Source organism: Sphaerisporangium dianthi (assembly GCF_042654065.1).
In the GTDB taxonomy this organism is placed as follows: domain Bacteria; phylum Actinomycetota; class Actinomycetes; order Streptosporangiales; family Streptosporangiaceae; genus Sphaerisporangium; species Sphaerisporangium dianthi.
In genome coordinates, this window is sequence record NZ_JBHSFP010000004.1 from 325,166 (window position 1) to 338,374 (window position 13,209).

Here is a 13,209-nt window from a genome sequence, read left to right on the forward strand (position 1 = left end):
CATTGGTGACTTACTGTGACTCTGCGTACTTTTACCGGAGAAAACCTTGGTGAGAGAGCTTCCGGTGGCTCTCCGACCGCGTAACTTCGAGGCAGGACGACTCTCGGCACAGGACGGGGACGGAAAGTGGGAGATTGGCCGGGAAACGGCGGGTCGGGGGGATCCGACGAGACCCGCGAGGGTCCGACTCGGGCCATCCGGCGCCCCGCCGGCGCAGGTGCCGAGGGCGGGTACGGCGCGCAGGGCGGTGCCGAGGGCGGCTATTCCGCGGGTCAGCCCGCGCACCGCTTCCCGCCGGGCACGCGGGCTCCCGAGGGTGAGCGCGGACGCGGCGGCGACGCCCCCGCCGGCGGGGGGCGCGGCGAGGCCGACGACGACGCCACGGTTCTGCAGGCCTACGGCGCGGCAGGCCAGGCTCCGCCGGCCGCGCCCTCGGGCGACGGCGCACGGGGCAAGGGCCGTGTGTACGGCAAGCCCCGGCCGGGGCAGTCGCCGGTGCGGCCGCTGCCGGGGACACAGCCGGCCGGCGGGCAACCGCCCGGAGGGCGACCGCCCGGCGGCGAGCGGCCCCGCCGGCCACGGCGCACCGGCCGCCTGATCGTCCGCATCCTGGCGGGGCTGCTCGTCCTGCTGATCGTGCTGGGCGTCGGCGGCTTCTTCTGGATCAACTCCCGGATCAACGTCGTCGATTCGCTCACCGAATACGACGGGCGCCCGGCGGCCACCCCTGGCGAAGACTGGCTGCTGGTCGGCTCCGACAGCCGGGCCGGGTTGTCGGCCGCCCAGCGCAGGAAGCTCGCCACCGGACGGGCCGCAGGCAAGCGCACCGACACGATGATGCTCCTGCACGTGCCGAGCGGCAGCGGCCGGCCGACCCTGGTCAGCCTCCCCCGCGACTCCTACGTGCCGATCGACGGGCACGGCAGCGACAAGCTGAACGCCGCCTACGCCTTCGGCGGGCCGAAGCTGCTGGCCAAGACCGTCGAGAAGGTCACGGGCATCCGCCTCGACCACTACATGGAGATCGGGTTCGGCGGCTTCGTCGGCATCGTCGACGCGATCGGCGGGGTGAACATCTGCGTCAAGCAGAACATCAAGGACCCGAAGGCCGGCATCAACCTCAAGAAGGGCTGCCAGGACATGGAGGGCGGCACCGCCCTGGGGTTCGTCCGCACCCGCGCGACCGGCGCGATTCCCGACTTCGAACGCACCCAGCGCCAGCGGCAGTTCTTCTCGGCCGTGGTCAAGAAGGCCGCGAGCCCCGGCGTCCTGATCAACCCCTTCCGCTCGCTGCCGCTGGCGACGGCCGCCACCGACTCGGTCGCCGTCGACGGCGACACGGGGGCCTTCGACCTGCTGTCGCTCGGGCTGGCGATGAGCGGCGACCCGATCGCCACCGCCGTCCCCATCGGATCGCTGCCGACGATCAACGGCGCCTCGGTCGTCAAGTGGGACACCGAGCGCGCGCTGCGGCTGTTCAACTCCCTGGCCGAGGACAAGCCGGTGCCCAAGGACGTGCTCACCAAATAGGCGGCGGAGACGGGCGCGCCGGGTGCCGAGGAAGGCGCTCGCCGGGCGCCGAGGACGCGCTCGCGGGCGCCCGGGCCGCGCTCGCCGGGTGAGGTGACCAGGGGCGGGGCGTGCCGCGCGCCCGGAGCCGCCCGGCGCGCGGGCGGCTCCGGGCGGAGCAGGGTTGGGCGGGCGCTGAGCGGTTAGTGTGATGGCATGCCCGAGCTTCCCGAGGTGGAGTCGCTCGCCGAGTTCCTGCGCGAACGCGCCGTCGGCCAGGTGGTCGCCGGTGTGGACGTGGTGGCCTTCCAGGCGCTGAAGACCGTGCTGCCGGCGGTCACCTCCCTCGGCGGCCTGACGGTGACGGGCGTGGCCCGCCACGGCAAGTTCCTCGACCTCGACTGCGACGGGCTCCACTTCGTCACCCACCTGGCGCGTGGCGGCTGGCTGCGCTGGCGGGAAGACCTCTCCGGCGCCAAGCCGGTCCGGCCCGGCAAGGGCCCGCTGGCCGTCCGGGTGCGGTTCGCCCCCGCCGACGACGGCCGTGCGCCCGGTTTCGAGCTCACCGAGGCCGGCACACAGAAGCGCCTGGCCGTCTACGTCGTCGCCGACCCCGCCGAGGTGCCCGGCATCGCGGGTCTGGGGCCCGACCCGCTGTCGCCCGGTTTCACGCCCGAGGTGCTCAAGGGCATCGTCGGCGGCAGCCGCACGCAGATCAAGGGGCTGCTGCGCGACCAGAAGGTGATCGCGGGCATCGGCAACGCCTACTCCGACGAGGTGCTCCACGCCGCGAAGATGTCACCCTTCAAGATCGCCGGCTCGCTGAGCGACACGGCGGTCGCCGACCTGTACGAGGCGATCGTCACCACCCTTCGCGAGGCCGTCGAGCGCTCCCGCGGCCTGGCGGCCAAAGATCTGAAGACCGAGAAGAAGTCCGGCCTGCGCGTGCACGGACGCACCGGGCAGTCGTGCGACGTCTGCGGCGACACGATCCGCGAGGTCTCCTTCGCCGACTCTTCGCTGCAGTACTGCCCGACGTGCCAGACCGGCGGCAAGCCGCTGGCCGATCGCCGGCTGTCCCGGCTTCTCAAGTAGGGCTCCGCCCGCCCGAGCGGGAGCACCAGGTCGTCTGCGTCGCGGGGTGGAACGGGATGGTTTGCGGGTCTTCGCCGGGCCGCGGATGGAAAACGTCGCAGCGTCATGACGTGACAACCGTCTGTTAGCGGGCGGAAGGCTCGCGAAGCGGGGACAATGGTCGGCATGACCGTCCCAGAGATCGAGGCCGGGGCCGTGCCCGACGACGTCTACCTGCTCGACGTGCGCGAGCCCGACGAGTGGCAGGCGGGCCACGCCCCGGCGGCCGTCCACATACCGCTCGGCACGCTGCAGCAGCGGGTCGACGAGATCCCCGCAGAAGTTCCCGTGTACGTCGTCTGCCGAATCGGCGGCAGGTCCGCCCAGGCCGCCGCCTGGCTGAACCACGTGGGCCGCGAGGCCGTCAACGTCGGCGGCGGCATGCTCTCGTGGGCCGCGGCCGGCCGCCCGATGGTCGCCGAGAACGGGGGGCAGCCGTACGTCGCCTAAGGTCGGAATGTAATAATTCGCCAAAATCCATACCGCGGGAGCTCGGGCGCTACCGGGCTGAGAGGGCGGTTCCCAGCGAGAGCTGGGCGCGCCGCCGACCGCCGGAACCTGTCCGGGTAATGCCGGCGTAGGGAGCGTGCGATGACGTCCGCCGTCGATGAAGCCCCTCTGACCCTCGACGAGGCCCCTCCGAAGACCCTCGGAGCCCTCGACCAGGGCGCGTTCTGGGCCAACCTGGGGGTGAGCCTTCTCGGCTTCTCCGGAGCCCTGTACCTCCTCGACCCCCTGGGCGACGCGCCGCTGAGCCTGACCGCGGCCGTGCTGGCCGCCGTGGTCGGCAGCCTGATCGGCACCGTCATGGTGGGCCTCGCGGCCGTGCCCGGCGCCCGCACCGGCGCGCCGGCGATGGTGCTGCTGCGCGGGCTGTTCGGTGCGCGCCTGTCCTACGTCCCCACGGTGCTGAACATCGTCCAGATGCTCGGCTGGGGGGCGTTCGAGCTGTGGGTGATCGCCACCGGCGCGCGCGCCGTCTTCGGCGACGCCGTGCCGTACCAGGTGTGGGTGCTGCTGGCCGGCGCGCTGACGATCGGCCTGACCATCCGCCCGCTCGGGGCGATCCGGCTGCTGCGCCGGTTCGTGACGGCCGGCGTCGTCGTCGCGATGGTCTGGCTCGCCGTCGCGCTGCTGCGCGAGGCGCCGCACCTGGGCGGCGGCAGCTGGCACGCGTTCGCCCCCGCGGTGGACTACGTGATCGCGCTGTCGGTCTCGTGGGTGCCCGTGGCGGCGGACTACGCGCGGCATTCCCGGTCGAGCCGGGCGGCGTTCACCGGCGTCGTCACCGGCTACACCGTCGCCCAGGTCGCCTGCCTGGTGCTCGGCGTCGTCGCGCTGGCCCTGGTGGGCAACGACGACACCAAGGTGTGGAGCGCCTTCGTCGCGGTGCCGCTCGGCGCGCTGTTCTTCGGCATCCTGGTGCTGCGGGAGGCCGACCAGTCGTTCGCCAACGTGTACTCCACGGCCATGTCCCTGCAGAACCTGCTGCCCCGCGTGGACCGGCGCGTCTTCTCGGTGGGCGTCGGCGTGCTGACCACCGTCGTCGCGCTGTTCGCCGACGTGAACTCCTACGGGGCGTTCCTGCTGGTGATCGGGGCGGTGTTCGTCCCGATGTTCGCCGTGCTCGCCGTGGACTACTTCGTGCTTGGCGGGGCCGCGGCGTGGAACACCTCGCAGGACGCCCCCTCGCGCTGGGCGATGCTCGTGCCGTGGGTGCTGGGCTTCGTGGCGTACTGGCTGGTCACGGTCACGCCCACGGTGCCGTGGTGGGACGGGCGCTGGGCGGCGGCGCGCGAGCTGATCGGGTTCGAGCGGCAGCCGTGGATGAACGCCGCGCTGGCCGCGTTCGTCGTCTCGGCGCTGGTGACGCTGCTGGTGGGCCTGCCGCGGCGCCGTGCCCGCGACCGCGCCGTGCCCGCCGACGCCCCGATGGCCTAGCTCCGAGCGGGAGTGCCCGGCACATTGACGCTCAGCCGCGCGACTGGTACCCGATGGTGATGTGGCCTGTGTCGGCGATTGTCCGCCCGCCTTCGAGGTGCTCGGCTCGTTGCGGGTGTGGGTCGACGGCCGGGAACGTTCGGCGTCCCGGCCGGCGGTGCGCAGGCTGCTGGGCGCGCTGCTGCTGACACCGGGCCGCCTGGTGGATCGGGCGCGATTGATCGAGTTCGCCTGGGGGGCGTCCGGCTGCGAGCCGGCGGCGCTGCACAGCGCGGTGTACCGGTTGCGGGAGTGGCTGAGGCCGAGCGGCATCGGGGTGGTGCGTGAAGGCGACGGCTACCGCATCGAGGTGCTGCCTGAGCAGGTTGACGCGTCCCGTTTCCGTGTCGCCGTCGCCGGGGCGCGGGAGGAGCCGGATCCCGGTCGCAGGACGGATCTGCTGTTGGCGGCGCTGGATCTGTGGCGCGGGCCGGTGCTGGCCGGGGACCTGGAGTGGCCCCACGCGCTGCCCGCGGTCGCGGAACTGCAGCAGGCCAGGATCCATGGTGCGCGGGATCTGGCGGCGGCCGCCGTCCGCTGCGGGCGCGCCGCCGACGCCGTCGACCCGCTGAAGCGCCTGGCCGAGGCGCTGCCGCATGACGAGACCGTCCACACCCAGCTGATCATCCTGCTCGGGCACGCTGACCGCCGTGCCGAAGGGCTGCGCCGTTACGAGCGGTTTCGGCGCACCCTGGCCGACGACCTCGGTGTGGACCCTGGTCCGGGACTTCGTCGTGCGCACGTGGCCCTGCTCGGCGACGATCTGCCGATGCCCGGCCCGTCACCCTCGCCCGTCTGCCTGCTCCCGTACGACCTGCCCGACTTCACCGGCCGCGAGGTGGAGCTGGAGCGCATCACCTCGACGCTGTCGGCCGATGACGACCGCGCGTCCATGGTGGCGATCTGCGGCATGCCGGGGGTCGGCAAGACCGCGCTGGCCGTCCGGGCTGGGCACCGGCTCCGCGGCCGGTTCCCGGACGGACAGCTGTTCGCAGACTTGAACGGGCCAGAGGGCCGTCCCGCCGACGTGGCGCAGGTGCTGGGACGCTGGTTGCGGGTGCTGGGCGCGCAGCCACATGCCATCCCTGACGGCCTGCAGGAGCGGGCCGAGCTGCTGCGCGCGCGGCTGGCCGGCCGCCGGGTGCTGATGGTGCTGGACAACGTCGCCGATGCCGGGCGGATCCAGCCGCTGCTGCCCACCGGACCCGCTTGTGCCGCCATCCTGACCAGCCGGTTCGACCTGGCGGGGCTGTACGGCATGACGCGCGTCCGGTTGCCCGTCCTGCCGCCCTCGGAAGCCGTCGGGCTGCTGGGGCGTCTGATCGGCGGCGCCCGGATGGAGGCCGAGCCCGAACCGGCGCGGCGGCTCGTCGAAGCCTGCGGGCGCCTGCCGCTGGCGTTGCGCATCGCCGGGGCGCGGCTGGCGGCACGCCCGCACTGGACGGTGGCACGCTTGGCCGACCAGCTCGACCGGGCCCATCGCCCGCTCGACCACCTGGTCCTGGGAGCGATGGAGGTACGCGCCGTCCTGGACGCGGGCTACCGTGCGCTCGGTGCGCCCGAGCGCCGCCTGTTTCGGCTGCTGGGCCTGCTGGACGCGACCGATTTCGCCGCCTGGGTCGCCGCCGCGGTCCTGGACGTTCCGCTCACCGAGGCCGAGGAATCACTGGAACGCCTGGCGGACGCGCAGTTGCTGGAAGCGGTGCGGTCCCAGCCGGGCGGGCAGATCCGCTACCGCCCGCACGATCTGGTACGCGCGTTCTCCCGGGAACGCGCCGAGGCCGAGGAGACGCCGGCGAGCCGAGACGCCGCCCTGCTGCGCGCCCTGGGCGGCTGGCTGGCGCTGACCGAGGACGCCAACGCCGCCCTGTGGGGTGGCGACTACCTCTCGCTGCACGGACGAGCCGCCCGGTGGCGGGTGAGGGAGGGCGTCGAGCACCTGGAGGCCGACCCGCTGAGCTGGTACGACAGCGAGCGGGCCAACATCGTGGCCGCGGTCGGGCAGGCCGCCCGTACCGGAGCCGTCGAGCTGTGCTGGGATCTGGCCGGTTCGGCGCTGCCCTTGTTCGAGGCCCGCTCACATCACGATGAGTGGCGGCAGACGCACGCCGTCGCGTCGGCGGCGGCGCTGCGAGCGGGTGACGACCGGGGCGCGGCCCTGATGAGCGCGAATGAAGGGCTGCTGGAGAACTACCGGGGCGACTGGGAGCGTGCCCGCGCGAAGCTGGACACGGCCATGAAGCTGTTCGAGCGGACCGGCAACCGAGGCGGCCTGGCCCTGGCGAACGTCACCGACGCCCGGATCGCTCAGATGCAGGGCCGTTTCGACGGCGTCCTGGCCCGGTACGAGCAGGCCCTGGCCGTCATGCGGGAGGCGGAGGACCGGGGCGGCCAGTTTCTCGTGCTGGGCAACATCGGCGAGCTCCACCTCGACCAGGGCCGCCCGGATCTGGCCCTGCTCGCCATGGAGCAGGCCTTCGACCTGGCCCATACCGCCCCCGCGTTCGGCCCGCACCAACGCGCCAGGGCCCTGTACTTCGTCGGGGAGGCCCGGCTGGCGGTGGGTGACCTCGACCGCGCCGAGGACGTTCTGACCAAGGCACGCCGGCACGCCGAACAGGCGCGCACTCCCCACCTGCTGGTGTCCGCGCTGCACGGCCTCGGGCTGATCCGCCTGCTGCACGACCGCCCGCGAGAGGCCGAGCCGCTGCTCAGCCGCGCCCTCGCCTTGTCCGTGGACATCGGCGAGGAGGTGCCCCAGGTGCGCGTTCTGCTGACCCTGGGCAGGCTCCACCGCCGTCGCGGCGACGTCGACCAGGCCCTCGCCTGCCTGACCGAGGCCCTGTCACTGTGCCGGGACCTGCGGGCGCCCGTATGGCAGGCGCGCTCGCTGCGCGCTCTCGCCGCCCTTCACCAGGACATGGGCGATGTCGAGGCCGCGATGGCCGAACGGCTCCAGGCCGAAACCCTGCTCCAGCAGAGCGGCCACTCCGCCCCCAGGTGAGAGTCCGGTCAGTTCCCGGTCAGTTCCCGGTCAGATCCCGGTGAGACCGGCTTGCCAGCATCGTGGTCATTCAGCGCCACCGCTGGAAAATGATCATGTGGAACTTCTGTGCGCCAGGCGCACACGGCACCGTCATCGCGATCCGTCCGGAAAGGCCTGCTCTCACCGTGATCACACTGAAGAGGACCGCCGCCCTCTGCATCTCACTCGTGGTGCACGGACTGACCCTTACGATGATCACGATGGGCGTGCTGATCATCTACAGCGCTCCCGGTTTCCTGCCCGCCTGGCTGCTCGGCGGCCTGTTCGTCGCGCTTGGGATCCTGCTGTTCCCCCGGCCGCGCCGCCTCCCCGCCGACGCCGAGGTGCTGAGCCCCTCGTCGGCCCCGGAGACGTATGGGGTGGCGCGCCGCGTCGCCGACGTGGTGGGCGCCCGGCCGCCGTCGGCGGTGGCGGTCAGGGACCTCGCCGTGGCCTGCGAATACGCCGAGGTGGGCTGGCGGCGCCGGCCCGTTCTCATGGTCGGCCTGCCCCTCTGGCTGGTTCTGTCCGCGAGGGAGCGGATGGCGCTGCTGGCCCTGACCTACGCTCAGCGGAGCTACCACGACCTGCTGGTGAGCGGGGCTCTGTGGACGCTGGCGCAGTGGCGCGGGTCGATGAGCAGCGGCGGCCCGCTGAAACAACGGGACGAGGCGCACACCTACATGGTCGGCGTCCTCGCCGGATTCGCACCATCCGGCTCGTACCAGGCCGCCGGCACCCTCGGCATGGTCGTGGGCGCCGTGATCGGCTGGCCGGCGCTCCTGCTGGAACGGCTCCTGCTCCGGCTGACCCGCGAGCACGACGGCCGTACCATCCGGCGGGGCGTTCCCGGCATCGTGACGGAAGCGGAGGCGACCCGGCTGACCGAACTGATGCGGGACAGGCACTTCCTGGTGCCCGTCCAGGCGGCGGCCCTGCGAGGGGCGACCGTGGCCGAGCTCCGCGAAGCGGCCCTGACCCGCTCGAACCCGCCGGATGGGGACACCTCCGCGAGTCTGCTGGATCCGGCGTCGTCGGCGACCATCGACGAGGAACTCACCGCCCACTACGCCCGGGCGATCCGCGGCTTCGGCCTGATCTCGTGACGGCGACTCGCACCGCACCACCAGGCGAGGGCGCTAGCGCTCGGCGGCCCGGCGCTCGCGCTCGGCGCTCTCGAGATGGAGCAGGTGGGCCTTGGCGGCGGGGCCGCCGGCGTATCCCCCGGGACGCCCGGCCGCCTCGACCGCGCGATGGCAGGGGACGATGACGCACACCGGGTTGGCGGTCAGGGCGTTGCCGATGGCGCGCAGCGCCTGCGGCCGTCCGATGCGGCCGGCGATCTGCTGGTGGGTGGTGACGCTGCCGTAGGGCACGGCCATCGTCATCTGCAGCACCGTGCGGGCGAAGGGCGTGGCCAGGCGCAGGTCGACCGGCACGGTGAAGGCCCGGAGCCGGCCGGAGAAGTAGGCGTCCAGCTCGCGGCGGACGGGGTCGAGCCGACGCGGGTCGGGGCCGATGAACGACCCGATCTCGCGCGAGACGCGGGCGAACACGACGTGCTCGTTCTCATAGCTGCACGCGACCAGGCCGCGCGCGGTGACGGCGAGGGCCAGCAGCCCGACCGGGCTCTCGGTCGTGCCGAAGGCCACGTCGGGTGGGGTCTCGCCCACATAGCCGGGAGCGGTCACCCGCACCAGGGCCTCGAGATCCCCTGTCGTCATGGCCGTACCCCTCTCGCCTACCGGCAGCGTATCGGAGGAAGCCCTGCTACCGGCCTTGCCAGGAGCAGTGGCGGCCATGTCATCGATGGATGGGCCGAATGCGACGATTCGCACATCGAAAGTGCCAAGGCGCGAGGGCAAAAACGGGCACGATGGGGGTCATGAGTGACGACTGGGGAGAGAACCCCGATGACGGCTTTGCCCGCGCTGTCATCGCGAGCTCGCCCAATGCCGTCGTAGCCCTCGATCGTGATCTTAACGTACTGGTGTGGAACCCCGCGGCGGAGCGCCTGTTCGGCTGGCCGGCGGGCGACATGACCGGGCGCAGGGCGCCGCTCGTCCCCGACGAGCTGGTGGCCGAGCACAACGCGGTGCTGGAACGCGTGCGCACCGGCGGCCCGGTCTCCCTGCGGACCAAGCGGCTGCGCAGCGACGGCCGGCTGCTCGACGTCGGCGTGGACATCAGCGCGCTGCGGTCGCAGGCCGGCGCGCTGCTCGGGTACGTGAGCGTCTACCACCCCGCGGAGAACGACGAGGCCGCCCGCGAGCGGGCCGCCCGCCGGGCGCGGCTCGTGCGGCGGCTCACCGACGTGGTGGGCGACATCAACGCCGAGCTGCAGCTCGAACCGGTGCTCGACCGCATCGCCGCGAGCCTGACCGAGCTGACCGGGGCGGACGCGGGCGGCTTCGTGCTGATCGAGGACGAGCGGCTGCGGGTGGTGAGCACCCACCGCCTGCCCGAGCGGCTCAAGGGCGCGACGGCCGACCTGCGCACCAGTCTGGTGGGCAAGCTGCTGCGCACCGGCAAGACCGTGCTGCTGGAGACCGGAGACCAGGCCGCGCTGGACGAGCTGATCTGGTCGGAGCTGCCGGGCCTGCACACCATCGCGCTCGGCGTCGCGGCGGTGGGCGGCCGCCCCTACGGCGCGCTGTACGCGCTGTTCGCCGAGCACAAGGCCGGCCACATCGAGCTGGAGCTGCTGGAGCTGCTGGCGGGGCACGCCGGCATCGCGCTCGCCAACGCCATGGCCTATCAGGACGCGGTGCGGCAGCGGGCCCACGAGCGGGCCGTCGTCGACGCGAGCGCTGACGGCATCGCGGTGCTCGACGGGGGCGGGCACGTCACCCAGTGGAACCCGGCCGCCGAGGAGCTGACCGGCCTGCGGGCGCTCGACGTGATCGGCGGCCGGCCGCCGTTCCCGCTGCCCTCACCGGGCGAGAAGCTCACCACACAGCTCACCTCCGGCCGCTGGCTGGACGTGGTGAGCGCCGAGATCGGCGAGACAGCCGAGGTCGTGGTGGACTTCCGCGACGTCACAAGGGCCAAGGAGCTGGAGGAGGCCAAGGACCTCTTCCTCGCCACGACCAGCCACGAGCTGCGCACGCCGATCACGGTCGTCCAGGGCTTCGCCAGCACCCTGGACGCGCGGTGGGACAAGCTGTCGGACGTGGAGCGGCGCTCGGCCGTCCGCACCATCGCCGAGCGGGCCCGCGACCTCGGCCGGCTCATGGACCACCTGCTGCTCGGCGCGCGGGCGGGCGGGGAGAAGTTCAAGATCCGCCTGGAGAGCTTCGACCTTGGAGAGCGCGTCCGCGCGGCGACCCTGGGCATGCCGGTGCTGTCGGACCGGCACCACGTCGAGGTGGACATCCCGGACGACCTGCCGCTCGTCGACGGTGACGCCCTCGCCACCGACATCCTGCTCGGCCAGCTGCTGGAGAACGCCTTCAAGTACTCGCCGGACGGCGGCCTGATCCGGGTGTTCGCCTGGCCGGAGGAAGGCCGGGTGGTTCTGGCGGTCGAGGACGAGGGGGTGGGCATCGCGCCGGAGGACCGCGAGCGCGTCTTCGATCGGTTCGTTCAGGCCGACAGCGGCGACCGCCGGCGCTTCGGCGGCGTGGGGCTCGGGCTCTACATCGCCCGCAGCCTCGCCCGAGCGCAGGGCGGTGAGGTGACCGCGCATCCGCGCCCGGACGGCGGCACCAGAATGCGATTCGTTCTGGGAGTCGCCGGCGCCTATATCGGATCCGACACACCGAAGCGGTAACGAGCTGGTCACGGATGACCGCACCTATTGTCGAATCTGCACAAGCAATGATCGCCGTGCGGTTTCCAGAACCATCGAACGGGGCATTTCGGTCGTACTGGGATGTGTTTTCCTCAGGGGGAAATGCAGGAGAACGGGGAAGTGAGGGCGTCGTGCTGTTGCCGTATGCGCCGACCAGCGTCGCCGTCGCACGCCAGCGTCTCAGCGCCGATCTCGAGACATGCGGAGTGTTCGCCGCGGCCATAGAGGACGCCGCCCTGGTGGTGAGCGAACTGCTGAGCAACGCGTTGCGTCACGCCCACCCGCTCCCATCAGGCCAGATCATGGCCACTTGGGAGTGGGCGGAGGACCACCTCGAGGTCACGGTGAGTGACGGGGGAGCGGCCACGGAGCCCCGCGCGGGCCGGCCGGCTCTTTCCTCGCTCGGCGGGCGAGGGCTCGGCATCGTCGAGTTCCTCGCCGAGCGCTGGGGGGTGCGTCATGACGGTGACGTGACCACGGTGTGGGCGGTCATCCACGCCCCGGTTGCTGTCCTTAATTCGCAAGTGAGAACGTCCGAAATAGGGGCGCTACGCGAGTGCGGCTAGACGCTCCCTGCTGACCGGGCATGACATGCAGCGTGGACCTCCCCGGCCGCTGCCGAGTTCGCTGCCCGCAATTCGGATGACCTTGATCCCCGCGGCCTCCAGGCGGGCGTTGGTCTCGACGTTGCGCTCGTAGGCCACCGTCACGCGCGGGGCCAGGGCGAGGGTGTTGTTGCCGTCGTCCCACTGCTCGCGTTCGGCGGTGACCGGGTCGAGCCCTGTGTCGATGACCTTCACCCGTTCGACCCCCATGGCCGCGGCGGCCGCCTCCAGGAACGGGCGGGGCTCGAAGACTCGCAGCTCGCCGCCCTCGGCGGAGGTCACCGTGTACGCCTGGAGCGAATAGGCCACCGGCGGATACATGACCACGGTGTCCAGGTCCACCATCGTGCAGATGGTGTCCAGGTGCATGGTGGCGCGCTGCTGGGCGATCGGCACCGCCAGGACGGTGTGCGCCAGCCCCGCGGCGAAGACCCGCCGGCACAATCGCTCCACCCCGGCGGGAGTCGTCCGCTCGCCGGTGCCCACGGCGATGACCCCGGGCGCCATCAACAGCACATCCCCGCCCTCGACGTGCTCCAGCCACGGCTCGTACAGGTGGTCGGTGCCGGAGAACCTCGGGTGGTAGGTGTAGATCAGCCGGGTCAGCAGGCTCTCACGGGTGCGGGCGGGCATGGCCAGGCTGGTCACGGCCACCCGGTCGCCGATCCACACGCTGGAGTCCCTGGTGAACAGCAGGTTGGGCAGCGGGTCGATGACGAAGTCGTGCCGGTCCATCAGCTCGTACACAAGGCCCCGCCCGGTCTTCAGCTCCTCGCGGGCCAGGCCCGCGATCAGGGTCTGGGTGAGGTCCTCGGGGTGCAGCTCGGAAAGGTGGCGGCGCGCCAGCTCGGCGAGCCGGTCGCCGAGCTGGCGCTCCTGGAGCACGGCGCCGATGATCTCCTGCCGCCCTTCGTCGTACTCCAGCGTGTCCTGCAGCAGTTCGGTCAGGTAGAGCACCTCGACCCCGTGGTCGCGCAGTGCCTGCGCGAAGGCATCGTGCTCCTCCTGGGCCCTGCCGACCCACGGGATGCCGTCGAAGAGCAGCTTGTCGCTGTTGCGGGGGGTCAGCCGCTTGAGTTCGGCGCCGGGACGGTGGAGCAGCACCGTCACCAGCCGTCCGACCTCGCTGTCGGCACCGTTCATCATTCGGACCTCCCGGTCGG

Annotated in this window: 10 protein-coding genes; 8 read left to right on the forward strand and 2 right to left on the reverse strand. The window is 72.2% G+C overall.

The features are described 5' to 3' along the window. Positions 1-126 precede the first annotated feature (126 nt). The 6 genes from ACFO60_RS09425 (at position 127) to ACFO60_RS09450 (ending at position 8,754) form a co-directional block, all read left to right on the forward strand. Entirely contained in the window at positions 127-1,530 is a 1,404-nt protein-coding gene (locus ACFO60_RS09425) for an LCP family protein (RefSeq protein WP_380839188.1), read from the forward strand. A 195-nt stretch (positions 1,531-1,725) separates the two neighbouring features. Further along, complete coding sequence (locus ACFO60_RS09430) at positions 1,726-2,604, forward strand: Fpg/Nei family DNA glycosylase (RefSeq protein WP_380839190.1); 879 nt, start codon at positions 1,726-1,728, stop codon at positions 2,602-2,604. 156 nt (positions 2,605-2,760) lie between these two features. After that, on the forward strand, positions 2,761-3,093 hold the full coding sequence (locus tag ACFO60_RS09435) for a rhodanese-like domain-containing protein (RefSeq protein WP_380839192.1): 333 nt from the start codon (positions 2,761-2,763) through the stop codon (positions 3,091-3,093). A 141-nt stretch (positions 3,094-3,234) separates the two neighbouring features. Beyond that, on the forward strand, positions 3,235-4,584 hold the full coding sequence (locus ACFO60_RS09440) for a purine-cytosine permease family protein (protein ID WP_380839193.1): 1,350 nt from the start codon (positions 3,235-3,237) through the stop codon (positions 4,582-4,584). A gap of 61 nt (positions 4,585-4,645) precedes the next feature. Next, on the forward strand, positions 4,646-7,627 hold the full coding sequence (locus tag ACFO60_RS09445) for an AfsR/SARP family transcriptional regulator (RefSeq protein WP_380839195.1): 2,982 nt from the start codon (positions 4,646-4,648) through the stop codon (positions 7,625-7,627). A 242-nt stretch (positions 7,628-7,869) separates the two neighbouring features. Further along, positions 7,870-8,754: a M48 family metallopeptidase gene (locus tag ACFO60_RS09450; protein ID WP_380839196.1), complete on the forward strand. Its 885-nt coding sequence runs from the start codon at positions 7,870-7,872 to the stop codon at positions 8,752-8,754. A gap of 33 nt (positions 8,755-8,787) precedes the next feature. On the opposite strand, the gene ACFO60_RS09455 is transcribed toward ACFO60_RS09450, so the two are convergent. Beyond that, a complete protein-coding gene (locus tag ACFO60_RS09455) occupies positions 8,788-9,372 on the reverse strand; it encodes a methylated-DNA--[protein]-cysteine S-methyltransferase (RefSeq protein ID WP_380839198.1) in 585 nt (194 codons plus the stop codon). 161 nt (positions 9,373-9,533) lie between these two features. Here ACFO60_RS09455 and ACFO60_RS09460 point away from each other — a divergent pair, with 161 nt between their 5' ends. After that, the gene (locus ACFO60_RS09460; RefSeq protein ID WP_380839199.1) at positions 9,534-11,420 is read left to right on the forward strand and encodes a PAS domain-containing sensor histidine kinase; all 1,887 of its coding nucleotides are present in this window, start codon (positions 9,534-9,536) and stop codon (positions 11,418-11,420) included. Between the two features lie 152 nt (positions 11,421-11,572). Beyond that, on the forward strand, positions 11,573-12,007 hold the full coding sequence (locus tag ACFO60_RS09465; protein WP_380839201.1) for an ATP-binding protein: 435 nt from the start codon (positions 11,573-11,575) through the stop codon (positions 12,005-12,007). On the opposite strand, the gene ACFO60_RS09470 is transcribed toward ACFO60_RS09465, so the two are convergent. Continuing rightward, on the reverse strand, positions 11,990-13,192 hold the full coding sequence (locus tag ACFO60_RS09470) for an arginine deiminase (RefSeq protein ID WP_380839203.1): 1,203 nt from the start codon (positions 13,190-13,192) through the stop codon (positions 11,990-11,992). The genes ACFO60_RS09465 and ACFO60_RS09470 overlap by 18 nt on opposite strands. Positions 13,193-13,209 lie beyond the last annotated feature (17 nt).

Excerpts from the sequence above, each read along its gene's own strand:
- ACFO60_RS09455 (WP_380839198.1), bottom strand. The coding sequence starts at position 9,372 with ATGACGACAGGGGATCTCGAGGCCCTGGTGCGGGTGACCGCTCCCGGC.
- ACFO60_RS09430 (WP_380839190.1), top strand. The coding sequence starts at position 1,726 with ATGCCCGAGCTTCCCGAGGTGGAGTCGCTCGCCGAGTTCCTGCGCGAA.
- ACFO60_RS09460 (WP_380839199.1), top strand. The coding sequence starts at position 9,534 with ATGAGTGACGACTGGGGAGAGAACCCCGATGACGGCTTTGCCCGCGCT.
- ACFO60_RS09440 (WP_380839193.1), top strand. The coding sequence starts at position 3,235 with ATGACGTCCGCCGTCGATGAAGCCCCTCTGACCCTCGACGAGGCCCCT.
- ACFO60_RS09470 (WP_380839203.1), bottom strand. The coding sequence starts at position 13,192 with ATGATGAACGGTGCCGACAGCGAGGTCGGACGGCTGGTGACGGTGCTG.
- ACFO60_RS09450 (WP_380839196.1), top strand. The coding sequence starts at position 7,870 with ATGGGCGTGCTGATCATCTACAGCGCTCCCGGTTTCCTGCCCGCCTGG.
- ACFO60_RS09435 (WP_380839192.1), top strand. The coding sequence starts at position 2,761 with ATGGTCGGCATGACCGTCCCAGAGATCGAGGCCGGGGCCGTGCCCGAC.